The sequence below is a fragment of the Bacillus sp. FSL K6-0923 genome (assembly GCF_038630825.1).
In the GTDB taxonomy this organism is placed as follows: domain Bacteria; phylum Bacillota; class Bacilli; order Bacillales; family Bacillaceae; genus Bacillus; species Bacillus pumilus.
This window is the reverse complement of the sequence record NZ_CP152044.1, coordinates 486619-510482: the sequence shown is the minus strand read 5'-3', so window position 1 is coordinate 510482 and position 23864 is coordinate 486619. Positions and strand designations below refer to the sequence as shown.

Sequence of the window (23864 nt, the reverse complement as noted above, 5' to 3'; positions counted from 1 at the left end):
GAACTTTTTAACTACTTTCCTCCTTGTTGGTGACCTCCAAAATATCTAGGATAAACACAAAGATTGGTATACCAATAATGAGACCCCATATCCCGATGTAGTGTTCAGAGAAGATCAGCACAACAAATGTGAAGAAAATAGGGAGTTCTGTTTTTGCTGACATGAGCTTTGGGTTTAAGAAATAGGCTTCAATCGCATGGATGATGACGATCACAAGCACGATATACAGGACATACATGCCGCCCCCAAGCGTATACGCAATGATGCTGAGTGGAATAAGTGAGATGACCACACCTGCCACTGGGATTAAGCCTAGCAAAAAGACCATGACTGCTAATCCAAATAATTGCGGGAATCCCATAATGCCTAGGGCAATGGTTGTTAAGACACAATTAACAGTTGCAATAATAAACTGTGCTTCGAGAACCTTTCCAAACGTTCTGGAGAATTTACGTCCAAAGAAGGCGATTTCATGGTAGAACACAGAGATTTTACTCGTTTTGAACTTGTTCATGAATTGAATGAGGCGTTCTTTTTCGAACAGGAAGAACATGCTTAATATTAAGGACATAATGACCTGGATACTGAACGTACTGAAATCTGTTAAGTATGTATAGAGGAAATTAAACCCTTTCTCAAAGTAAGCTGATATTTTAAAATCTCCGAATACGTTGGTGATGACATCAAAGAAGGGTAAATTTTGTGGATGATCTGCAATTTTCTTTCCTAAATGAAATAGTTGCTCCACCTGTTTGGCGATGATTGGCACAAACACAAATCCGCCAAACGTCAATCCACCAGCCAAAAGAATATACAAAATGGTAATAACCGATTTCTGCCCTATTTTCAGGAAGTGACTTAAAAAGCCTCTAATGACCTCTTCTAACCGATTCATCAAAAAGGTGAATATGAAGGTCAAGAGAATTAAATTCATCATTCCTCTTAATAGATATAAGGCTGTGGCTAATACTACAAATACAGAAAACCGCTTAACACCGGGTTTTTCGAACAATTTTAAAAATGCTGCCATTACGTTACACACCTGCCAGGACTAAAGTCTATTTTTCATTGGATCTGATATACATTATATCGGATCTTTCTGTAAATTATATAACAAAAGGTCAATGAGGTCTTACGATTCGACCTAAATTTATCAAGCTTTAATGTTTTTTCTTTTCAACACAAGAAAAAACCGAACCCCATGTAGAACATAAGGTTTCGGTTTTTGGTTGTTTTTATACTATACAGCTTGCTTTATATTGCGCATTTCTTGAAGGGCTGTTTTGCTCTTCGCTTCGTCAAATTCACCTTCACTTTTCGCCACAACAATTGTCGCGATTCCATTTCCAATGAGGTTTGTGATGGCTCTTCCTTCGCTCATGAATCGATCGACTCCAAGCAGCAATGCAAGCCCCTCTAGCGGGATGACCTGTAGTGCAGCGAGTGTAGAAGCCAGCACGATAAATCCGCTTCCTGTCACCCCAGCCGCTCCTTTTGATGTGAGCATCAGAACAAGGATAATGGTGATCTGCTGACCGATAGATAGGTCTACACCAAACACTTGCGCTAAGAAGACCACAGCCATCGATAAATAGATCGAGGTTCCGTCTAAGTTAAAGGAATACCCTGTTGGAATGACGAGTCCCACAACAGACTTAGAACACCCGTAGCGTTCCATTTTATCCATCATTCTTGGCAGCACGGATTCTGATGAGCTTGTGCCAAGAACAATTAAAATTTCATCCTTGATAAATCGCAGGTAACCAAGCAGACTGAAGCCATACATTTTACAAATGATGTTCAGCACAACGAAGATGAACAGGAACATCGTCAAATAAACGGAGAGCATCAGACTTGCGAGCGGTTTAATTGATGCCAACCCAAAGTGTCCGATCGTATACGCCATTGCCCCAAATGCCCCGAGCGGCGCTGCACGCATGATATATCCAATGATTTTAAAGAAAACAAGTGACAGCTTATCAAGCCACTCAATGATTCCTTTCCCCTTCTCGCCAAGTGCAGCAAGCGCAACACCGAATAAAATAGAGAAGAATAAGACCTGTAAAATATCACCCTTAGCAAAGGCATCTACCATATTAGATGGTACGATGTGTGTGACAAATTCCATCCAGTCGATACCCTGTCCCCCATTTTGGGTATACTGCGAAACGTCCCCTTTTTCAAGCTTACTATAGTCCAGACCTGCACCTGGCTTCATGATATTGACAACAAAAAGTCCGATGACCAAGGCAAGCGTCGTGACGACTTCAAAATAAATAAATGCTTTTCCCCCAACTTTTCCAACCTTTTTCATATCCCCCATTTTGGCAATACCAAGAACAATGGTTAAGAAAATTATTGGTGCAATGACCATTTTAACGGCATTGATAAAGGTGTCACCAAGCGGCTTCATTTCTTTTCCGACGTTTGGCCAAACCATCCCGACAATGATCCCGATAATGACAGCTGCAACCACCTGAAATGTCAGGTTCTTCAAAAGCCTCTTCATAAAAAATCAACTCCCTCACCCTTTGATGTAAACGCTTAACTGTTATCTGTAGCTAAATGATAGCGATTTCAACAAAGGCTGTGAAGCTTATGAACATATCGTACATTTTGGTCTTTTTGGTCTCTTAGTCAGAATGTACGATATATTTATTAACAGGCCGCCCAACTCCGCCGTATTGCATATCTAATTTCAGCTCGCCTTCTTTCACTAAGAAGTCTAAATACCGGCGTGCCGTGACACGTGCAATGCCAAGTGCATTGGCAACTTCCTCCGCAGACTGCGGTCCTTCCTGTAAGCTCATATAGGCTTTAATTTCATTCATCGTATGCACATTCAGCCCCTTAGGGAGCCAAGTATCTTCCTGTTTAACAGCCGGCTTTCGTATGATATCATCCAACATCTCCTGAGAAAATTCTGCTGCTGTGCGAATTTTAGATTTAAACGCTTTATAGCTTTCAAGTGATTCTTTCATACGCTCGAACTTAAATGGCTTGATGATATAATCTCGCGCACCATTTTGAAGCATGGTGCCAATCGTCTCTTTGTCTTTTGCAGCAGAAATAACGATCACGTCCACCTGTATCTTTTGCTTTCTAATGTCTTGAAGCGTCTTTACGCCATCTTTTTTTGGCATATATACATCGAGGACAACAAGGTCTGGACGAATTTCTTTGATGAGCTGGATGCCCTGCTCCCCATTACCTGCGATTGCCGCCACTTGAAAGCCAGGAACACTCTTAATGAACTCCTTATTCACTTCTTGCACCATCGGATCATCTTCAATTAATAGCACCTTAATCTGAGTCATCTGTCTCTCTCCTCTATGATCATTGGGAATTCGATTGAGAAGGTGGTACCAATGCCGATGCTTGATGTGACTTCTACATTTCCCATCCCTTTGTCGATAATCGTTTTTACAATATACAGGCCGTAGCCTGTTCCGCCTTCTTTGCCGTGTGTGAAGCCTTTATCGAAAATATAAGGAATCATTTCCTCTTCAATCCCGGAGCCATTGTCTTCAATTAAAATCGCGAGGACATCCTCGGTTTGATCAATACTAATAGACATGCGTTTTGTGTCTCTTTCTACAGTATCATAAGAGGCAAAGGCATTCTCGATCAGGTTGCCAAGCAGCTTTGTCATATCATGCTGATCCAGCCGCTCAGGGAAATCACACAGACAGCTATGTTCGTCTACTTCGACCTTTATGCCTAGCTCCTTGCCCCTTCTGATTTTACTCATCAATAATCCCGCAACGGCATCATGCTGAATGACGCGGTGAAGAAAGTCCAGCACATGTTCTTGCTCTTCCGTCGTTTGAAAGGCTAGATCAAGTGCCTGATCGGGTTTACCAAGCTGAATCAGCCCAGCAATCGTATGAAGCTTGTTCATATGCTCATGATTTTGTACCCGCAGACCGTCAACAAAGTTCTTAACTCCGGTTAGCTCCTCTGCCAATTTTGCCGCTTCTGTCCGGTCCTGAAAAATGGCGACCGCTCCGATAATTTTCTTTTTCATGACAATCGGAATCCTGCTGCTCATAATCCGCTTTCCGCTCATATGAATTTCTTCATTATAGACGGGCTCAGCGCGATCAATAATCTCTGGAAGCCTTGTGTCAGACAGCACACCCCAAATATTCCTGCCTACGACATCCCCTGTCACGCCAAATATTTGCTTCGCCTTTTCATTAAAAATGGTGATCATGTGCTGATTATCAATGGCGATAACCCCTTCATTAATAGAGTGAAAGGTTGCGGTGCGCTCCTCTAGCATTCTGACAATCTCATGCGGCTCCAGCTTAAACATTTGCTGTTTAATATGACGAGCAAGCAAAAATGAACCTACAAGCCCAAAGCTGAGCGTCAGCAAAAGAATCATGAGGATATCCCGCTTCATTTCTCCTAATATATCTACCATACTTGGCAGTGTTCTCCCTACAAGGACGACCCCTGTTTGATTAAATTGGTCATCCTTCACTGGATAAAAGGCTCTGATGGCTGTCCCAAGCTCTCCCTCTGCTTCTGAGAAATAAATGTGCTCGGCAAAAGCAGGCTCTTCATCTGTCCCCTCCGAGCGCTGGCCAATCCTTGTTTTCACTGGATGCGTTAATCTCACATGATCCATATCCATGACGACAATGTAGTCAGCGTCTTGAATAATCCGAATCTCTTCGATGGCATGCTGTAATCGATCACGTTCTTTTGTTTGATCGGCTAATGCCTGCTTTACCTCATTCATCTCAGCCACTGTTCTCGCTGTGTTCATGAGCCTTTTTCGAAGCTCTCGTTCCTCTGTTTGCTGGATTCCCCCAACAAGGACAATTCCTCCGATTAAAAGGGCGAAAATGACAACGAAATATGTGAGGATGGTGAGCTTCCATCTAATAGATAATTGTTGTAATTTCAATCGATTTCTCATCATTTTTTTCACCTGTATCTTTACGAATTCTTCCTCGGTCAAGTATGCTTGACATAAGGGGGCTCGGACGCATGAAGAATTTACTCGCCTATACACTATTGCTCTTGATCGGTTTTGTAACCGCTTTATACTTTGGTTTTTATCATATGATGCCAAAAGCAGCGACGACCTTTGACGATGAACAGACAGGGCTGAAGGAGCAGCTTGTGTTCAAATTTAGCCATGTCGTGGCAGATAATACACCAAAAGGGCTTGCCGCAAAGAAATTTGCTGAGCTTGTGCACGAAAAATCCGATGGCAAGATCACCATTCAAATTTTCTCCAACGGAAGCCTTTATTCTGATATAGAAGAAATTAATGCACTCAAAGAGAATCAAGTTCAATTTATCGCACCATCTACCTCGAAGCTCGGCATGCTATCCCCTGAGTGGCTGGCACTTGACCTTCCCTTTGCTTTTTCTAATTATGATGCGGTTCAAGAAGGCTTGCACGGTGCAATTGGACAAAGATTGTTTGGCACCCTGCAAAAAGACGGGCTAAAGGGAATGGCGTACTGGACAAATGGCTTTAAGCAAATCACCTCTAATAAAGGGCCAATCAAACAGCCTAGTGATTTAAAAAACCAATCTCTCCGCATTATGCAAAGCGACATGATTGAAAAACAATTCAAACTTCTTGGCGCAAAGCCCTATCAGGAATCGTTTAATTCGACGTTCCAGCTACTAGAAACAAAAAAAGTAGATGGTGAAGAAAATACCATTTCAAATATTTATTCAAAAAAATTCTATCATATACAAGACTATATGACGATCAGTAATCACGGGTATTTGGGCTATGTGGTCTTAACAGATCAATCCTTCTTTGATCGCCAGACACCTGAAACGAAACGAATTTTACTTGAAGCGATGGAAGAAACAACAGCTTGGAATGAAAAACATGCAGAACAGATGAACAAGGATCAACTGGAGGACATTAAACGGGAATCACCGATTGCCATTCATGAATTGACACCAGCAGAAAGACAAAAATGGGTGAAAGCCCTCGATCCTTTGTATGAGGAAGCCGAAAAAACCATTGGTTCTACCCTAATCAAACAGATTCGTGAGCTGCGTGCGCGTTATGAACATTCTCCGATCCATGCTTTTCAAGAAGAGGATAAGACCAAATAAAAAATCCCTTTGAGTAAGGGGATTTCAGATTGTTGACAAAGAGCTAAAATGATCTTGATTTTAGCCCTTTGTCTTCTTTTCAGCGTGATAGAAAACCTTTGCAGCCCTAGGAAGGACGGCTACTTTTGCGGAGCGAATTTGACATTCGTAAGCACCAGCGTGCAGGACTGATAACGAATGCGAGGGTTTGTCTACACGCCGCGTTATGCACCAGATTCACTCTGTTCTTGCTGCGTGAGCTCTTCTAATCTTGAAGCAATTCTTCGCTTTCGGTATTGCATCATGCCTGTTTCGGCAATACTTTTTAGTTGTGAGCGGTTGGAAACTGCGCCAAATAAAATCCCTGCTACTGGAACAAGCTGAAACAGCTTCTTCCAGCCAAATGAATCTCGGTAATTATAGACTACCTCACGCCACCCTTGGATTTGCGAGAACATGTTTTCATGTTTCCCTTCGGAAGCATGATAGCTTCTGAGCTCTTTTAATATCGATTTTTTCCCAACCACATCAGCAGAGGTCAGCTGTAAGCATTTTATGATGAAGACCCGTTCTTCCTTGTTTTTAGGATCATAGCCATAGGTGACGGCAATATCCTGTAATGTTTTAAGGGAGAGACCAAGTACCGCAGGAATATCTGCAGCCAGTGTAAACATACCACCGACACCCGTTGTCGCCCCTTGTACCGTGGCGAGATTTGTCCTATTTTTCCCCATATGTTCACTAATGGCATCCATGATTTCAATTGGTGCTTTTTCAATATCTTCTATACGCTGAATGGAATCATCGGCACATTTCTTTTGAAATTGATGGATGATGCCTTTTTCTGATGTCAAATAGGCACCTCCTGATTGAATGTAATGCCCCATTTCATCTAGCAGCACACCAATTTTTTTCTGGATAAAGGCAGGCGTCAGCTTGTCCAGCATTTGAAATGGCAGGCGGCTGAGTTTCTCCCAAAACCATACCTTTTGCTGATCTTTCTCCCACTGTTCAATCTGCTTTAATTGTGCTTTTAGCCACTCTCTTTCCTCCATGCCTTTTTCCTCCTTAGATGCTGCTGAAGTATTTGTTTGTTATTATACACAATCCTTTTCCATCATACGTATAGAACATTGAATCGGTTTCGAAAGGTTTGAAACTTTTTCAAAACGGTTATTGCTTAATACACAAACAAAAAGAGGAGTGATCAACATGTTAGGATTTCTGATTTCATTAGTTGTGGCGATTGTCATCGGCCTTATTGGCAGTGCACTCGCTGGAGGTAGTGTACCAGGAGGATGGATCGGTTCAATGATTGCAGGACTTGCAGGTGCTTGGATTGGTCATGGATTACTTGGAACGTGGGGTCCTAGTTTGGCAGGCTTTGCGATCATTCCAGCAATCATAGGTGCAGCGATCTTTGTCATCATCTTAAGCCTGATCTTCCGTAGTGTGGGATCAAGGGTATCTTAAAAAAACAAATAACAGAGGAAACAGTAGGGACACCGTCTAAAAGGCGGTGTTTTTTATGTGTTGGATTGACAAGGTATCTATTTTTTTCACTTACATATGATAAACAAACCTATTAGTTCAGATAGTTGACTTTTCATAAAGATGGGCATATGATGATTAAAAATTGCATCAAGGAAACTTTTTGTGCCCAAGCAAAACTTTGTAGAATCTAGGTGATGACATATGACAAACAAATACATCGAGGCACAGGCACACATGTCAGAGGCAGCTGAGCGTGCACTTGAAGGAAAAGTCAAAGGGTTTAGAAGACTCCTTCCTTTTCTCGGTCCTGCTTTTATCGCAGCCATTGCGTATATTGATCCAGGAAATTTCGCCACCAACATTGCGGCTGGCTCCAAATATGGATATCTTCTTTTATGGGTCATTCTCATATCAAATCTCATGGCTTTGCTCATTCAGTCCTTATCCGCAAAGCTTGGAATCGCGACAGGTAAAAACTTACCTGAAATCGCACGTGAAGAATTTCCAAAGCCCGTTTCGATCGGTTTATGGATTCAAGGAGAACTCGTCATTATTGCCACGGATTTAGCTGAGTTTATTGGGGCGGCACTTGGTTTATACTTACTCTTTCGAATCCCGCTGCTTGAAGCATCCATTATCGCGGCGATCGGCTCATTTGCGATATTGGAGCTGCAAAGACGAGGATATCGCGCATTAGAAGCCGGCATCACCGGCATGTTGTTCGTTGTCGTGATCGCTTTCGCTGTACAAACCTTTGTCGCCAAACCAGATATCGCAAGTGTCGCTGGCGGATTGTTCATTCCAAAATTTGATGGCGCAGACAGCGTGCTGCTTGCAGCCGGCATATTAGGTGCCACTGTGATGCCTCACGCAATCTACTTACATTCAGCTTTAACCCAAAGAAGAGTTGTCGGCAGAACGGAAAAGGAGAAAAAGCAGATTTTCCGCTTTGAGTTTTTAGATATCCTCATTGCAATGATCGTCGCTGGGGCCATCAATGCCAGCATGTTGATTGTGGCTGCCGCTTTATTTTATAAAAATGGTCTCTTTGTTGAAGATTTGGATGTTGCGTTTCAGCATTTTGGTACACTCGCAGGGCCTGTATCAGCCATCTTATTTGGTGTAGGTCTGCTTGTAGCCGGACTCTCCAGCTCTTCTGTCGGTACATTGTCAGGCGATATCATTATGCAGGGCTTTATTCAATACCGGATTCCGCTGTATGTTCGCCGGCTGATTACCATCATTCCTCCGATTGCGATTATTGCATCTGGAGTGAATCCGACCTCCGCGCTTGTGATGAGTCAGGTCGTTTTATCGTTTGGGATTGCCTTTGCTCTAATTCCACTCATTTTATTTACAAGTAAAAAACGAATTATGGGAGAATTAACGAATGCCCGCTGGGTGACAGGAATATCTTGGGTGATAGCAGCTCTTGTTGTAGCACTTAATCTCTTCTTAATTGTAGATACGTTTATGTAAAAGACAGTGTTGAGCTGTCTTTTTCTTTCCATTTGGTTATGGTAGAATTCCCCTGAGAGGATGTGGGTTCATGTTTGTTTATCAGGATCAAGAGATATCTATGCGGCTGCTTGAGCCAAGAGACGCAAGAAGTCTGTATTTGCTCATCCAGCGGTCGAGAGAGCATTTACGTGAATGGATGCTTTGGGTGGATTCCACACAGACAGAAGAAGACAGTATGGCGTTTATCCAAGGTGCGATGCAGCAAGCGATGCAGAACAACGGTTTTCAAGCGGGTATTTGGTCACATGGAGAACTTGTCGGCATCATTGGCACCCATCAAATTCATTGGATCAATAGAACCGTTTCAATCGGCTATTGGCTCGGAGAAGGCTATCAAGGAAAAGGCATCATGACAAAAGCATGCCAAGCAGTCATTCGCTATTTATTTGAAGAGTGCGGGCTGCACCGTATTGAGATTAGGGCTGCTGTCGATAACCAGAAAAGCAGACGCATCCCAGAGCGATTATCCTTTTCGCTTGAGGGAATTTTACGGCAATGTGAATGGCTGGGCAATCGCTTTACCGATCATTGTGTGTACGCCCTTTTACAGCCTGAATATATGAAACAAAAAACGCATTCGATGAATCAACCCACTTAATTGTGTCGATTGCATGAATTATTTTACAAAGTGAAGCTTTGTAGTATCCGTTGTGATCGGCATCTGATAAAATAGAAGGAAAAATCGAGGTATGATGTATGTCTCTTATTATTTTATTTTACTTATGGATTGTCCCTTTAGTATTTGGTATTTTCTTCTCATTCCTAACAAAGAAAGCCACCTACAAACGCCGCTTTGTCCCATCCTATAGCATGATAGGACTCAGCATCGTTTTTCTCATTCTGGCACTCGTCTTTTCAGCCAGCCATTTTCTATTTATTTGCGGTATGTTCCTATTTGCCACCACACTAGTTGGCACAGGCATCCCCTTATTCTTAGCCTTTGGAAAAACACCATCCTAAACAAAAACCACCTTTTCGCAATGGAAAGGTGGTTTCTTTTTTATTGAAGCGGCATCCGGTATGTCATTGTGGCATTTGGATGTTCTTCAATCGTCTTCATCATGTCTTGAAGGATCTCGGCTGCGCGATCATTTGAGTCATACTTGCCGAGCATCTTTGCCCAAGAAGTACTTCCTAAGATCATCCCTTCAATTTTTTTGCCGCTTACTGAGACTTCTTGTATATGAATTAGAGTTTGCTGGTTTTGTGTGAAGATCCATAGCATGGTTTTTTCTCCTTTTTTGTGGTGGTTGGATTAGATTAATATATGATTTCCAATTATGTGTGGAGTGATTTGGTTTGCTTTTTATTAGAAATTTCACCCGTATTTTCATTTTCAAGTTTCTCGGACATGATACTTATTTTAAGGTCACTCAATGTTTTTTCCTCCATTGCTTTCAAAAAAACAAATTCACTTTATTCTTTTATCATATCAATCTTTACATGCTTTGAAAGAGAACGATGGACAATTAGTCCATCGTTCTCTCTCTAGTTATTTAAAAATTAATTTCTTTTCTGTCTCTAAAAACTCTTCTACAAGTTCTTTAATTGTATTTTTTGAATCATGAGGGTAATAAAATGCGTCTGAAACTTTTCTAAAGAAGTCATACATATTTTCCGGTGTATTAAAGATTGAAAAAATATTTTCAATTTCTTCAAAGATTTCTTCATCACTTGAGTTAATATACGTCTCTTTCATAGTGCTATATAGCCACTTATGATATTCTCTTTTCATGTCTTCCGAAGAACTGTCAGAGGTTATGCTTTCAAGTATATTATCTACTTTAACTTCTTCTTGTTCCCAAGCTAATTCAAGGATTAATTCATTATTAGCATTAGGGTTACTTTCTAAGTATTTAACAGCATAGTTTGTTACTTCTAAAGCAGAAATTAAATTAAACTGTCTACCAACAAGCAGCGTAGACCAGTTACAATCAAAACCATTTTTCGTGATTATTTCTATTTTATACAATTTCTATTTCCCCCATTGATTTATTTTTCCTGTCACTTTGCCCCCAGGTATAAAAGTTCTATGGGTCACTGTATTCGTTGTTGGATCTACCACCCATTCAAACACGCCATTCCTTATTTCTTTCGACTGTAACATTTCAGGGGCATTGTTCTTTACTTTTACATATTTCGTTTCGTACTTAACCACTGAGCCCTCTATTTGATACAACGAATCCATATGGCCTTTTCTATTTGGTAAATCAAATCTCTTAGAATGAACTGCGTAGTTGTCAATTATATCATTAAAGCTATGATAAAAATCATCTTTCAATGCACTACCTACTCGTGGATTTTCTAAAACTGGATGCTTAAGTTCCCTCGTATTCTTAATCCCCATCTTCCCATGAAACCCTTTCGCCCCAAACGGCAAAAGCATTCCAAGCGCTGCGTTCATACTCGCTTCCTGCTGTTCTTTTGAGACCTTATTACCAAACATATCACGGCCCGTAATCGCTTCGCTGAAGCCGTTGGTGGCGGTGAGGCCATATAAGCCTTTTTGAGATGTTTTTAAGGCGTCAAAGGATTTTTGCGATGTCTTGTAGATGTCGACTGCTCTGACTGCGGCTGACGTGGCTTGAGTCGTTTTATAGACGGCTTTTCCGCCTTTGAAAATGCGCCCTGCCCAGCCGACGATAGGGATATATCCCGCTGCTGCCATGCCGCCTGCGGCGACGCGCTGTCCTGCGGTAAGTTCTTCGCCTGTGATCGGGTCAACGCCCGTTGCGGCGCGTTTTGCATCGTTCACGCCAGTTAGTTCATTCACAATATTCCCGCCATAATCAAGTGCTTTTTCATACCAAGGACGGTTGGCGAGTGCTTCTTGTTCCTTTGCGATTTCGCGGGCTTCCTGTTGTTCTTGTTTAATATTGAGATATTCGGCAGTTTGCTTCTCAATATCGCTTTTTGCCTTGTAGATTTCGCTATTATGATACGCTTTCTTGTCAAAATTCATAGGTGAAATGGCTTTTCCGTCATTTGTCGCATTCATCATTTCTGCGTACAATGCCATTGTAGCTTGCTGCTCCGTTTCTGACAAAGCATATTCATCTTTTATATTTTGATCAAGCTCTCTTAGGTCTTTCACTGTCTTTTTTCGCTCGTCTTCCGCATCTGCAATCTTTTCATCAAAGTTTTGGCTATCAAATACTTCTAGAGAAATGAGGTCGTCGATGTCTTGAAAAATGGTTTTAAGTGCCTTTTTTTGATCCTTTACAATGCTTTTGGCGTTTTTGATGCCCATATGTACAGCGTTATCTAAAAAGTGTTCTTCTACAAAGGTGTCGCCGCCAAAGTTTGTATCATCTAGTGTCCCAGAAACACCTTCATGAAAGGCTTTTTGCTTATCGATGAAGCTGATGAACATATCTACATTTCCGGCGAGCTCTTTGTAGAAACTTTTAATGTTATCGGCACCTTTCCCAGTGAAGTCATCACCGAAATTAGAAACACCTTGTAGTGCTTTTTTTAAATCTACCATTTGTTCGCGGAGTTCCTGGTAGTGTTTTGCTCTTGCGTCCATAGCACTTGTTAGTGCTTTTGCATCAAGTATCTTGCCCAGAAGAAGTCACTCCCTCCATTATTGATCATAAAGTCTATTTTACCTTTCTCATCGAATTGGAAAAATAGGCTTTAAGTTACAAAAATAATTTTCGGATATTTTAATAGAGATGAAGGCAAGTGACAATTGAAATGATTTTCCTAATCATCACAAAAAAAGTCAGCCTTCTTTTCAGAAGACCGACTACCTTTTGTTTAGAAAAAGCGTTTGAGGCTTTTCTTGAGTGGAGGGATATCCAGCTCACCTTTTTCAAAGAATTTTTTCAATAAATATTTACTGAAGCCTGCTGCTTGGGTGTAAGTAATTTTCCCAGGTAACGGAGGTTCATTGTCTACAGCGACATCAATAATGACTGGCTTATCGGATTGAAGGGCTGTATCAAAGGCTGGGGCTAATTCTTCATGTGATGACACGGAGATTCCTTTGCCGCCACATGCCTCTGCAAACTTAGCAAAATCAATATCCTCCAGCTCTATACCATAATTCATGTTTCCTTTTACCTGTTGTTCATATTCAATCATTCCTAGATTGTTGTTGTTTAAAATCACGACAACGATCGGGAGCTTATATTTTACAGCTGTCACAAAGTCTTGCATGACCATTGTGAAGCCTCCATCACCACATACGGCAATGGCTTGTCGATTCGGTTCATTCAATTTAGCTGAAATTGCACCAGGTAAACCGCATCCCATTGTGGCAAGCCAGCTGGAGATAATGAAATCCTGCTGTTTCATTTCAAAATGACGTGCCATCCATACCGTCACATTACCTACATCAACTGAAAGAATAGCGTCGGCCTCGACTGCTTCTTCTAGTCTAGCAATGACTTGCTGTGGTTTAATCGGTGAAGTAGCAACAGATTTTTCTTTATCCATTTCTTCTCGCCACTTCATCATATGCTCTGTACAAGCTTCAAGAAAACCACGCTGCTCTTTATATTCAATGTAGGAAGTCAGTTCATGCAAACCACTCTTGCTGTCGCTCACGATTCCCACATCTACTGGATATCTTTTACCGATTTGATCTGGTTTAATATCCAGTTGAATGGCTGGCGTGTCCTCTGGTAAGTAGTCTCTATATGGAAAGGAGGTACCAAGCATAATTAAGAGATCACATTCTTCCATCGCTTCATATGCCGGCTTCGTTCCAATTTGACCTAGATTACCTAGAAAGTATGGATGCCTGTCTGGCACAACCCCTTTTGCAGGGAGTGTGATGACGATAGGAGCCGCTGCCTTTTCTGCAAATGAAAGAAGCTCTTCTTTTGCATGTCTTAATCCTTTACCTGCTAAGATGACCGGCTTCTTCGCATTATTAATTAGCTGAGCTGCTTTTAGCAGTTGATCTTTCTTCGGCCGTACTTCTCCCTCCACATAAAGAGGGGATGTATAAACGGGTTTACGCTTGATTTTTTGAGAAAATAAGTCATCCGATACGGTGAGAACTGCCACACCTTTATGGGTATAAGCTGCTTTGATGGCTTGATTCAATAAGTCAGGCAGCGCCTCTGCTGTCTGTACCTGCTGATTAAAAACAGCGACATCGTCAAACATCCGCTCCAATTTGATTTCTTGGAATGTATCTCTGCCTACTTCGGCTGAAGCAACCTGCCCTGCAATTGCTAAAACTGGTGCACCATCTGCTTTTGCATCATACAGTCCATTTAATAAGTGGACAGCACCCGGTCCAGCGATAGATAAGCAGACACCGAGTTTACCTGTTAGTTTCGCATCAGCTGCCGCTGAAAGTGCTGCCACTTCTTCATGTCTCGTTTGGATAAATTTTATTTGGCTTGATTCATGCCTAAGTTCTTCAATCAATTCGTTTATGCTGTCACCGGGCATTCCATAAATATGTTTCACGCCCCACTCTTCCAGTAGCGCTGTTACTTCTTTTCCTGCGGTTCTTTGCGGCATGTGAGAAAACTCCTTTTTTCTTACTCCATACCACCGCATCCTTTTGATCAAACGTTTCAACTTGTTTCTGCTACTTTTTAAAATGATAAGGCAGTGTTGCCACCACAATATCCCGCTTCCATAATAGGCGGAATCTTAATAAAAAGGCAGATTGATTATGCAAAATGGTGTGCCATCTTTTTTTCGGGATAAATTGAGGTACAAGCACCATCACTTTATATTGATGCGCATTTGCTTTTGCCTCAATCGTTTCAAGAAATTTATCAAGCGGGTGAATGAGGCTTCGGTAGGACGAGTGCAACATCACAAGTCGTACACCGCTATTTAGTTTTTCCCAATCCTCTTCAATTTTCTTATCCTTTTCTTTATCAAAGGATACATGAACCGCTATGACTTGCTCTGACAAAGACTTTGCATATTGAACAGATTGTCCGACAACACGCGTCACACCCGCTATAGGTACGATGACCACATTTCCTTTAATCTCAACAGGCTCTGTTTCATTCATTAAACGCAATTGTTCCCCAACAGACAGGTAATGCTTTTTAATGGAATGGAAGATAAATAGAACAATAGGCAGGAAAACAAATACTGGCCATACGAGATGGAACTTGGTCAAAATGAGAATCATGAAAACTGTAAAGGAAATCAGTGCTCCGACGATATTGATTGGCATTTTCGTTTTCCATCCCTGCGGTTTTTCACGAATCCACTTTACACACATGCCGGTCTGCGACAGGGTAAATGGTATAAACACACCGACAGCATATAGCGGGATAAGATGTTCTGTTTTTCCATCAAACAACCAGATGAGCAGCATAGAGGCTACGCCTAGAAAGATAATGCCGTTAGAGTAACCAAGCCGGTCTCCTCTTACAGTAAACATACGCGGCATATACTTATCCTTTGCTAAATTCACAGCCAATAACGGAAAGGCTGAAAAGCCGGTATTTGCCGCTAATATTAGGATTAGCGCTGTGACTGCCTGAATGACGTAATAGAAAAACGTTCGTCCAAAAGTGTCTGATGCAATTTGTGATACAACCGTTTCTTCTGGCTTTGGCGAAATGCCGAAACCAAACGCAAGCAATGTGACTCCCACAAATAAAACAGCTAGTAATCCACCCATCATCAATAATGTTCTTGCTGCATTTTGAGCAGCCGGTTTTTTAAAGGATGGAATGGTATTTGAAATGGCTTCTACTCCAGTCAGAGCAGAACAGCCAGATGAAAAAGCTTTTAATAAAAGAAATAATGTAATGCCTTGTACGTGTGTGCCTACTGCTGTATGCTCAGGTGCTGGCGGTACGCCACCTGTTAATAATTTAAAGCCGCCTACTCCAATTAAGATAAGGAGTGAAAATACAAACAAGTATACAGGATAAGCCAGAATAGATGCCGATTCTGTCAACCCACGAAGATTGAGCACCATAATCACAATGACCAACACAATTGAGATCAAGACATGATATGGATATAGTGCTGGAAAAGCTGATGTGATGGCATCAGTACCAGCTGATATGCTCACCGCTACAGTCAAAATATAGTCTACAAGCAATGATCCACCAGCGATCAATCCTGGTTTTTCACCTAGGTTTCTGCTAGAGACGACATATGCCCCGCCGCCTTCTGGATAAGCATAAATGATCTGGCGGTAAGATAGAATTAACGCCATTAAAAGAATTAATACACAACCTGCAATCGGGAGTGAGTACCAAAATGCTGCTGCACTAACGACAGAAAGAACAATTAAGATTTGTTCTGTACCATATGCAACTGATGACAATGCGTCTGATGACAATAATGCCAACGCTTTGATTTTTGATAGTTTTTGTTCTCCTGCTGCCTGTGATTTTAATGGTTTACCAATTAAAATACGCTTCATCAAACTGTACATGTGATGCCCGCTCCTTTAGTGTCAAACGATTTAAGTTGCAAAAGATGGATCGCCAAAAAGACACAGAGGCAATAGAATGCCCCTGTGCCTATTCTTTAGATCACAGGTTGGTCTTTGCTCTCTTTAACGCTTACGAGGTTAGCTGACGGATTCGGGCGCATGAGACTTTGCCCTACCTAAAAAGGATTCACCCCACGTGGTGCTTCACACCACAATTGGTTCCCCCGCTCATCGAAATGATTCAGCGATTGGTCTTTTATAAAAGAGATCATACTCCCGTTTGACACCAAAGTAAAGAGATTTTTTCGAGGTCTTTTGACCGTTTATTAATCAGTCTTTTTGCGGTTTTTTCGTACGAAATAAACAATCATCACAACGACAAAAATGATCAGTACAGCGATACATGCAAAATAAATCCAAGACTCACCGCCGCCTTGCTTTTCACCTTTTTTCATATCATTTTTTGCATTGCTGACTGTTTGGTTGTTAGAGAACATATCTTTGTTCTTGCTTTCTATTGCAACTGTAGCGGTCTCCGTATTTGTTTGAAGGAATCGAATCACTTCATTTGATATATCAGCGTCAGCTGCCGTCATTCCTGAAAAAACGGTCATGGTTTGTTCTTTATTCCATACAGATGGCTGCGTCCATACAATACGAGCTGTTGTTTCGTTGATCATGCCAAATGAGGATACATCATATTGACCCTTTTTCGCTGGAACGATGAGATCGTCTGCTTTTTCTTTTAAAAGAGAGAATGTGTGGATGCCCCCGAAGAAAATCAGAGAGTTCTTTTTCAATTGTTCATCTGTCACATTCGATGCTTCGACCAAATGATAGTGAGCAGCTTCCGGTTGACTAAATGATTCGGTCAGCAATGCCATTTGATTGATTGATGCTTGAGTGATTTGATCTGGCATAATGATCAATGTGTTTCCTTGCTGCGTTTCCGAAGTGTAAGGGAGCGGCCATGCGGCTAAGTCGGGTGTATCAGTAGTTGTTCCTTCTGGTATTTGAAGAGAGCTGTTCTTATCAATGTAAATCCAGCCTTCTTCATCCGTATGTCTACAAGATTCCATGTTTTTAAAACCTGTTGTGACAAACTGTAAGTCCACATATTCATTCTTTTGAAGTACTTGTGAATCTACTGGAATCGACACATGATAGAATCCATTCTCATCTTTGTTTCCTAGTTTTGTTAACGGTACGTCGTGCGGTTCGTTATTGATCATCACTGTTAGACGTTCCGCTTTGTTCGCTGGATCTGATTTTTTAAATGATAGATTTAGTTTTGCACCTGATTTTTGTTGAGCCATTAATGCTTTCGGATAATAGTAATGATCAGATGCTGTCTTTTTGGTTCCAACTCTGACATCATCTGCGCCAAAATCTATTAAACGAATATGATGAGATGGCTTAGAAGCACTAGCTGTCACCTTTTGCAGCAGCAAGTCGGTTCCAGTGAGCTGACCTATCAGTTCTGGCTGAGTCAAAACATTGATTTTTTCAGCAATTGTCTTTGGCTGCTCAGCAGTGACAAATAAAATGGGTTGTTCTTTTTTCTTTGCTGTCAGGGTTCTCACCGCTAACGTCAGTTGATCGCCTTCTGTTTTAATTCCAGCCGCTTGCTCGATCGATTTCATTCGTCCATTCCAGCTTCCTTTTGCTCCCACAGCAATGGTTGGATGTGCAATTTGCTCGACGTCCTTTTCTTGAACGAGTTTGAGGTCTGCTAGGCGGTCTTTGTTTTTCAACGTACGATATACTTTCATGGCCGCTTCTAATTCAGCCGCTTCTGGTCTATTTGGAATCACAATATCTGTTTGTTCTTCCTGATCACTTGATGGAATAAATGGTGAAGGAAAGCTGTCTAACGTCACGTCTTTCGTTTGAACTCCTTTGAACGCCAGCTCACTTTCAGGATATACTTTCAGCCAATTGGCAGGCGTCTCTTGATTGATACACACACCTTCTTTTAACACACCATAAAATGCGAGTTGAATTTGATGAGATCCTTTTTTCAATTGCGCTTTATTCAATTTGATTTGTATCGATTTTTTTGCATTTTTTCCTGATACAGGGATCGTTTTTTCAATCTCTCCATCAATCATCACTGTGAAAGACGATGGCGATATGAGTAATGGTGAAGCCTCTATATTTAATGTAAGAGTGCTAGACTCTACTTTTTCTTTCTCCATTTGATAGGAAAATTCAGTGCGGTCTTCTTGACCATACAATGTTACCACATCTTCTGAAAGATGCTGCGTGTCTGTTTGATTCCCTTTTGATGAGTGAACCCAATCGTCTTTCACTTGTACTCGATTGGATTGCGCCATTGCTTGACTTGCCATGAAAAAAGCCTGAATGGCAAGGGATAGCACTAATATGAAAAACATCCATTTGACCGATTTCAATTTGTCACCCGCTTTTCTTTTGTTGTTGATCGTAACGCTCTGTTTTGTACCATTTCACTTCTTGTTTCAATAATCGGCTCTTCACCTCTACACATAAGGAGTACACGACAAGCGCAATCCATACTTGAGAATAAGTGAAGTACATGAGAACCACTATGAGAATATTTTGTTTAGTGAGCTCTGTTTTCTCAATACTTAATGTAATCATCACTTCTGTTAGAAAGAGGAAGAAGGCTAATCCCCAAAGGATCAGTGCGACAGCCCCTACAGATAAGTGAAGGTCAACAAATAGGTTTACAATAAAGATGCCATTTGAGAGCAGAACACCGAAGAAAAATAAGAAATACGTAAAGAAGAAATAAAACAAATCAAAAATCATTCGCTTTCGTTTCAGCTTCATAAACTGTCTTAAAAATTTAAGAACAACATATTGATTCCCTCTAGCCCAGCGCGTTCTTTGCCGCCACCAGACCTTCCATGTCTCAGGCTCTTGCTCCCATGTGATCGCAGCTGGGAAAAATCGAATCACATAGCCAAGGTTATACACACGGATCGTTAATTCGGTGTCCTCGGCCAAAGCTTGGACATCCCACCCGCCGAGCTCTTCTAAAATGTGCCGGCGGATGGCGAAGTTGGTACCTGGTATTGTCGCAATCCCAAACCATTTCCATCTCCCGCCCTGCGCCATCCATTGAAAACAGATGGTCTCAATATTAATAAATTTGGTCAGCAAATTTTTGGCTGCATTGATCACTCTGAATTTCCCGACAACAGCGCCTGCTTTTGCGTCATTTAATAATCCAAGAACCAAATGATAGACAGCCTTTGGTTCAGGCATGTTATCTGCATCGTATACGCAAATCACTTCTCCTGTTGAAGCCTTCAAGCCTTCATTCAGTGCAGTGGATTTCCCTTTCCCTGCAAATGGCGGCTTCGTTTCAATCATATGAACATGATCATATTGCTCACTAAATGATTGCACAATCTCTCCTGTGCGATCAGAGGAATTGTCATTAATCACAATGATTTCAAGGAGGTGTTTAGGATAAGATAGCTGAACCATCGCTTTTAATGTCTGCCGAATGACGACCTCTTCATTATGAGCAGGAATCAGAATACTAACTGTCGGCAGATCCTTCCCTTGTTTCGTCCATTTAGGCAGCACTTTTTCATAGGTCAGGTAATGCTGAAAGCCGCCCTGCATAAGAAACATGTGGTATAGGAGCATGATCCAAATAAGCATTAATGAAAGATAAAATAAGACATCAGCCACCTAATTTTCTCTCCTTAAAAATTCGTTTTTTCATTGTCAGTCTTAAATACAATGTGTATAAAGCAAATGCCGCAATAAACAGCATGACCACGACCGTGAGAATTCTCAGCACATTTTCCATACCACTTCGTTTGACAGTTTTTGTTTCGGCGATGTTGGATTGCTCTACTTGAATATGTCCATTCCCGGATGTTTGAATTTTGACATGTGCAGTTTGGACCGTCTGTTTTGTTTTCTTTATATCCAGCCAATCGCTAGAAGGGATTGCCTCCATCTGTGTGATTACATCCTGTAACCCTGCTATCCCCAACTCCACGTCATAGGACAGCCCCATTGCGGCTGATTGCAGATGCTGCACGGATTGAATCGTCTGTTCTGTTAAAACATTTGAACTTTTTTGGTCAGACGCTTGCTCAAATTGCCGCTGAGGATATAAGGTCATGCCGTGTAACATGGCAGGAGACGTCACGAGCGGGGATGCACCGACTGATTTCCAAGTGCGGTCTGACAGCTGCACCTGTCCAAATAGACTGGACACATGCTTTGAAATCACTTCATACCCTTGTTGAGATATCGCATCATGCGGCACCTCGAACCCAAGAGGATATAAGCCTTGACTAGCAAGAAGCTCAATGCCCTTTGTCAGTTTTTCTTCTGTATAGGCGATTTCTTGCTGCTGATACGATTTGGTATACGTATAAAAGTCTTTTTCATTTGGGAATTGGCTTTTACTTTGTTTCTTCTCAGCATTTTTGGGTTCATTTGTCGTGATGGGCTGATCATATTTTGCATCCCAGAACTCAAATCCCTGACCAGATTCCTCCGTTCGATACGTACGGCTAAAGCCATGAAGAATAATACTCGCTCCATTTTCTTGCAATTGTTTTAAAACACTCACAAGTTTCGGGCGGTCACTCAGTGTGACTTCATCACCTGTTGCCCGATTTATCCAAGCAGGGGTCACTGCAATCTGATAAGGAATATGCTGTGCGGATACGTATTGTCCAAGTTCAAGCAGCTTTTTCTCGTCACTTGCTGGACTGATGTTCCCGAGCATTAAGTATTTTGTCGTCATTTGCACAGAAGATGGCATGTATTTTTCTAGCACTTCTGCAAGAAGCTCGTTGTGCTGCACAACATCTAAGATACCGATATATGCCGCACCTTCTTTTGTTTGAGTCACAAATGGTTGATCAGATTGACGTTTCTTCACTAGAAATTCATTTTTCAAGTCTGCCCCTCGAACCGTTAACACATTGATACTTCTCTCTAACTGACGATATGTCTGATCATGTGTATGTTTCACTTGACTGATATGATCTTGTTTCTGAAAAGTAAGCTTAGAGAATGGGCGAAGCTGTTCCGCATTGTATCCAATGGCGATGAATTGCTGTGATTCGTTCATCGCACGAATCGTTTGTTTTGACAAGGTTCTCTTTATTTCACCAAGATAAATGATTTGCTGAAATTCATTAACCCTCTTTTCAGCCAAATATTCATCAGATACAATCGTCGTCTGTTTTGAAAAATGACCGGCGAGTAGATCCAGCATATGAACGGCCGGAGTCACTTCCCCCGATGGTGTAGAATAAACGATCAGTGTATTTGGCTGCGTGACAAGCGCATCGGCTGAAGCAATGTGTTTAAACGAAAGAATCGAAAAAAGCGTGATCATCAAACAACATTTCATCAAAGAATTAAAGTTCATTCATCATCATCTCTTTTTCTAGTTCTTCTAAAAACTGCTCTGGCGAACGATAATCCGAGCTGCTTGTTAAATGACAGACATGAAATGTCAAGATCACTTCACGACCATTTAATAGGACATGTGTTTGCAGTTTAACCTTTAGCTTTTCAAGAACAACTGACACATTTTCTTCTGGTGTATGAGTTAGCAGCAAGCCTATTCGTTCTTCAGATAGCCGAAATTTCTTATCGGTTTCTCTTACGCTTTCGCGGATCTTGAGACTTAATTGCTGAAATAGGTGTTGCATTTCTTTTTCTCCATATAACGATTTGAATTCCGCTGTGTAATTCATATGAAGAAGGATAAAGACAAATGGCTGTTTGTACCGTTCTGCCCGTTTCATTTCCTCGGATAATTCGAGCTTCATCCGCTCAGCATTGTCAAATCCTGTTGTCGAGTCAATCGCCACAAATTGTTTGATGGCCTGCTTTTGTTGTTCAATGGTGTGACGCAGCGTATTGATCCGTTCATGCAAGCTCCCCGCTGAAACGGCGAAAAAAAGAAGTGCTACGCCCCAAATCACTACATCTTGCAATGTTTGATTTGAAAAAAGAGCATTTTCATGACCAAGCTCTGTAAAGAACATGGCGCTTCCTATAAAGAACAAAATCAGCAAGGTGAAGATTAATGCTGGTAGGATACCAAATAAAATACCGCAGCCTAACACGACAAATGTCAGTGCGATGATCATAAAGCTCTCCGCATCTTGTACGTTGAGGTAGCCCATAAACAAAATAAGGCCTGCAAACGTGAGGAGCAGAGAATAGTACAAGCGATACGTGTTACTGAACAACCGATTCATTTAAAAGCTCCCTTTCTGCAATTAGAGGCAATAAGTTATCAAACGAGTGAGTCTCTTTTTCGTTCATGTACCCTCCGTAATAAGGCTTTAGAGGATCTTGGGTTTGTAATTCTTTCATACGGTGATAGACCGTCTTTGCGAATTTCAGCTCGTTTTGTTTAAGGGCATACAAAATGACGAGTGCATATACCGAAGGCGATTCATATGTGACAGATGGCTGCAATGTGCTCAGCTTATATCTCCCGTACAGTTTTCCTTCTTGTTTAAACGACGTTTTCAGCCATTTCATGATCGCGGACGTATTCACCTTTGCATGGTATGCATGTAAAGCTGTATAAAGTTGATCGATCATATTAATTTCTTGATCGAATGAATAGGTTTTTTTCTTTATGTCATAGGACTTAGGAAAGAATCCTTTTTTTCTCGGTGCTTGTTTTAGAATGGCTAATTGGTTACTGGTCATTTGTTTCGTGAATATGTGGAGGGATTCCAATTCTTTGATTGCTTTTGGGTCTATATAAGAGAGAGTGATTGTGTGCGAAGTTCGATTTGTTGATGCATCATAATAATCGGACAATATGCCTTTGAACATGTTTTTTTCTTTTAACGCTTGAGCGATTTCTTTTGCTGTCGTTTGATACGCTGACTTTTTCCACAAACGATTTGCCTTTTGAAGTGCCGTCACTACACGTAAATCATCAACTAAAGCATTAGCCTTACTTTTTTGTTCAGATTCAATTTGCCAGCTGAGAAGACGATGGTCTAGTAAAAATTGATCTTGTAGAACATCCAACTGTTGGTCAAATAAATTTTGATCTTTTTTTCGAACAAGATAATCCATCCAAAGCCCAAGTGATTCAGATAAGTAAATATGCTCCTCTGCAAAGGAGGTACGAATCAACCCTTGATCTGTCATTAAGTGGTGAGTGATAAAATATTCACCAGGTAAAACGGGCTGTGGTGATACTGGATCAGCTGATTCTTTCTGCTGCCTCCAGGTACATCCGCCTAGTAGAATGACAATGACTAAAACAATTGCTGTACGATATATGCGTGTATGCATTCGTGTCCCCTTTCAACTCACCGTTCTCTAAACATCTAACGATTTATTATAGAGCGTTTTTGCTTAAATTTAAATAAATATTTTATACCAA

General features: G+C 41.3%; 20 protein-coding genes and 1 riboswitch. Of the genes, 5 read left to right on the top strand and 15 right to left on the bottom strand.

Annotation, left to right across the window (positions count from 1 at the left end; all coding sequences use genetic code 11):
* Positions 1-7 precede the first annotated feature (7 nt).
* The 4 genes from MHI16_RS02440 to MHI16_RS02425 form a co-directional block, all read right to left on the bottom strand.
* A complete protein-coding gene (locus MHI16_RS02440) occupies positions 8-1030 on the bottom strand; it encodes an AI-2E family transporter (protein ID WP_058015379.1) in 1023 nt (340 codons plus the stop codon).
* 210 nt (positions 1031-1240) lie between these two features.
* On the bottom strand, positions 1241-2509 hold the full coding sequence (gene dctP, locus MHI16_RS02435) for a C4-dicarboxylate transporter DctP (RefSeq protein WP_058015378.1): 1269 nt from the start codon (positions 2507-2509) through the stop codon (positions 1241-1243).
* A 124-nt stretch (positions 2510-2633) separates the two neighbouring features.
* Positions 2634-3317: a response regulator gene (locus MHI16_RS02430; RefSeq protein WP_058015377.1), complete on the bottom strand. Its 684-nt coding sequence runs from the start codon at positions 3315-3317 to the stop codon at positions 2634-2636.
* On the bottom strand, positions 3314-4918 hold the full coding sequence (locus MHI16_RS02425) for a sensor histidine kinase (protein ID WP_167550620.1): 1605 nt from the start codon (positions 4916-4918) through the stop codon (positions 3314-3316). The genes MHI16_RS02430 and MHI16_RS02425 overlap by 4 nt, the downstream gene beginning before the upstream one ends.
* A gap of 83 nt (positions 4919-5001) precedes the next feature.
* On the opposite strand from MHI16_RS02425, the gene MHI16_RS02420 reads away from it, so the two are divergent.
* Positions 5002-6099 carry a TRAP transporter substrate-binding protein gene (locus MHI16_RS02420; RefSeq protein WP_058015375.1) on the top strand — a complete coding sequence of 366 codons (1098 nt, stop codon included), beginning with the start codon at positions 5002-5004 and terminating at the stop codon, positions 6097-6099.
* 203 nt (positions 6100-6302) lie between these two features.
* On the opposite strand, the gene MHI16_RS02415 is transcribed toward MHI16_RS02420, so the two are convergent.
* On the bottom strand, positions 6303-7133 hold the full coding sequence (locus MHI16_RS02415; protein ID WP_058015374.1) for an EcsC family protein: 831 nt from the start codon (positions 7131-7133) through the stop codon (positions 6303-6305).
* A gap of 157 nt (positions 7134-7290) precedes the next feature.
* On the opposite strand from MHI16_RS02415, the gene MHI16_RS02410 reads away from it, so the two are divergent.
* The 4 genes from MHI16_RS02410 (at position 7291) to MHI16_RS02395 (ending at position 10053) form a co-directional block, all read left to right on the top strand.
* Positions 7291-7551 (top strand): GlsB/YeaQ/YmgE family stress response membrane protein, encoded by a 261-nt coding sequence (locus MHI16_RS02410; RefSeq protein WP_058015373.1) that lies wholly within the window; start codon positions 7291-7293, stop codon positions 7549-7551.
* Between the two features lie 222 nt (positions 7552-7773).
* Positions 7774-9051 carry an Nramp family divalent metal transporter gene (locus MHI16_RS02405; protein ID WP_003214137.1) on the top strand — a complete coding sequence of 426 codons (1278 nt, stop codon included), beginning with the start codon at positions 7774-7776 and terminating at the stop codon, positions 9049-9051.
* A 70-nt stretch (positions 9052-9121) separates the two neighbouring features.
* A complete protein-coding gene (locus MHI16_RS02400; protein WP_058015372.1) occupies positions 9122-9691 on the top strand; it encodes a GNAT family protein in 570 nt (189 codons plus the stop codon).
* A 98-nt stretch (positions 9692-9789) separates the two neighbouring features.
* The gene (locus MHI16_RS02395) at positions 9790-10053 is read left to right on the top strand and encodes a hypothetical protein (protein ID WP_012008971.1); all 264 of its coding nucleotides are present in this window, start codon (positions 9790-9792) and stop codon (positions 10051-10053) included.
* Between the two features lie 40 nt (positions 10054-10093).
* Here the strand turns inward: MHI16_RS02395 and MHI16_RS02390 are convergent, their stop codons facing one another.
* From MHI16_RS02390 to MHI16_RS02345, 10 genes are all read right to left on the bottom strand, one after another.
* Entirely contained in the window at positions 10094-10318 is a 225-nt protein-coding gene (locus MHI16_RS02390; RefSeq protein WP_061406810.1) for a hypothetical protein, read from the bottom strand.
* Positions 10319-10585: 267 nt separating this feature from the next.
* Complete coding sequence (locus MHI16_RS02385) at positions 10586-11065, bottom strand: DUF2247 family protein (RefSeq protein ID WP_061406808.1); 480 nt, start codon at positions 11063-11065, stop codon at positions 10586-10588.
* Positions 11066-11068: 3 nt separating this feature from the next.
* Positions 11069-12661, bottom strand: a complete 1593-nt coding sequence (locus MHI16_RS02380; RefSeq protein ID WP_260850366.1) for a T7SS effector LXG polymorphic toxin — start codon at positions 12659-12661, stop codon at positions 11069-11071.
* Between the two features lie 194 nt (positions 12662-12855).
* Positions 12856-14577, bottom strand: a complete 1722-nt coding sequence (locus tag MHI16_RS02375) for a pyruvate oxidase (protein WP_061406804.1) — start codon at positions 14575-14577, stop codon at positions 12856-12858.
* 70 nt (positions 14578-14647) lie between these two features.
* Positions 14648-16474, bottom strand: a complete 1827-nt coding sequence (locus MHI16_RS02370; protein ID WP_061406802.1) for an APC family permease — start codon at positions 16472-16474, stop codon at positions 14648-14650.
* A 112-nt stretch (positions 16475-16586) separates the two neighbouring features.
* A riboswitch (cyclic di-AMP (ydaO/yuaA leader) is annotated at positions 16587-16731 on the bottom strand.
* Positions 16732-16800: 69 nt separating this feature from the next.
* Positions 16801-18888 carry a cellulose biosynthesis cyclic di-GMP-binding regulatory protein BcsB gene (locus tag MHI16_RS02365; RefSeq protein ID WP_268467707.1) on the bottom strand — a complete coding sequence of 696 codons (2088 nt, stop codon included), beginning with the start codon at positions 18886-18888 and terminating at the stop codon, positions 16801-16803.
* Positions 18889-18892: 4 nt separating this feature from the next.
* Positions 18893-20161 carry a glycosyltransferase gene (locus MHI16_RS02360; RefSeq protein WP_058015365.1) on the bottom strand — a complete coding sequence of 423 codons (1269 nt, stop codon included), beginning with the start codon at positions 20159-20161 and terminating at the stop codon, positions 18893-18895.
* A complete protein-coding gene (locus tag MHI16_RS02355) occupies positions 20154-21869 on the bottom strand; it encodes a DUF2334 domain-containing protein (RefSeq protein ID WP_061406798.1) in 1716 nt (571 codons plus the stop codon). The genes MHI16_RS02360 and MHI16_RS02355 overlap by 8 nt, the downstream gene beginning before the upstream one ends.
* The gene (locus MHI16_RS02350; protein WP_061406796.1) at positions 21859-22710 is read right to left on the bottom strand and encodes a GGDEF domain-containing protein; all 852 of its coding nucleotides are present in this window, start codon (positions 22708-22710) and stop codon (positions 21859-21861) included. Before MHI16_RS02350 ends, MHI16_RS02355 begins: the two co-directional genes overlap by 11 nt.
* Positions 22691-23773 (bottom strand): glycosyl hydrolase family 8, encoded by a 1083-nt coding sequence (locus tag MHI16_RS02345; RefSeq protein WP_058015362.1) that lies wholly within the window; start codon positions 23771-23773, stop codon positions 22691-22693. Before MHI16_RS02345 ends, MHI16_RS02350 begins: the two co-directional genes overlap by 20 nt.
* Positions 23774-23864: the final 91 nt, after the last annotated feature.

What these genes read in the sequence shown, in the direction of transcription:
- MHI16_RS02350 (WP_061406796.1), bottom strand. Translation starts at nt 22,710, where the DNA reads ATGAATCGGTTGTTCAGTAACACGTATCGCTTGTACTATTCTCTGCTC.
- MHI16_RS02410 (WP_058015373.1), top strand. Translation starts at nt 7,291, where the DNA reads ATGTTAGGATTTCTGATTTCATTAGTTGTGGCGATTGTCATCGGCCTT.
- MHI16_RS02395 (WP_012008971.1), top strand. Translation starts at nt 9,790, where the DNA reads ATGTCTCTTATTATTTTATTTTACTTATGGATTGTCCCTTTAGTATTT.
- dctP (WP_058015378.1), bottom strand. Translation starts at nt 2,509, where the DNA reads ATGAAGAGGCTTTTGAAGAACCTGACATTTCAGGTGGTTGCAGCTGTC.
- MHI16_RS02430 (WP_058015377.1), bottom strand. Translation starts at nt 3,317, where the DNA reads ATGACTCAGATTAAGGTGCTATTAATTGAAGATGATCCGATGGTGCAA.
- MHI16_RS02370 (WP_061406802.1), bottom strand. Translation starts at nt 16,474, where the DNA reads ATGTACAGTTTGATGAAGCGTATTTTAATTGGTAAACCATTAAAATCA.
- MHI16_RS02415 (WP_058015374.1), bottom strand. Translation starts at nt 7,133, where the DNA reads ATGGAGGAAAGAGAGTGGCTAAAAGCACAATTAAAGCAGATTGAACAG.
- MHI16_RS02420 (WP_058015375.1), top strand. Translation starts at nt 5,002, where the DNA reads ATGAAGAATTTACTCGCCTATACACTATTGCTCTTGATCGGTTTTGTA.
- MHI16_RS02390 (WP_061406810.1), bottom strand. Translation starts at nt 10,318, where the DNA reads ATGCTATGGATCTTCACACAAAACCAGCAAACTCTAATTCATATACAA.
- MHI16_RS02440 (WP_058015379.1), bottom strand. Translation starts at nt 1,030, where the DNA reads ATGGCAGCATTTTTAAAATTGTTCGAAAAACCCGGTGTTAAGCGGTTT.
- MHI16_RS02355 (WP_061406798.1), bottom strand. Translation starts at nt 21,869, where the DNA reads ATGAACTTTAATTCTTTGATGAAATGTTGTTTGATGATCACGCTTTTT.
- MHI16_RS02405 (WP_003214137.1), top strand. Translation starts at nt 7,774, where the DNA reads ATGACAAACAAATACATCGAGGCACAGGCACACATGTCAGAGGCAGCT.
- MHI16_RS02345 (WP_058015362.1), bottom strand. Translation starts at nt 23,773, where the DNA reads ATGCATACACGCATATATCGTACAGCAATTGTTTTAGTCATTGTCATT.
- MHI16_RS02400 (WP_058015372.1), top strand. Translation starts at nt 9,122, where the DNA reads ATGTTTGTTTATCAGGATCAAGAGATATCTATGCGGCTGCTTGAGCCA.
- MHI16_RS02375 (WP_061406804.1), bottom strand. Translation starts at nt 14,577, where the DNA reads ATGCCGCAAAGAACCGCAGGAAAAGAAGTAACAGCGCTACTGGAAGAG.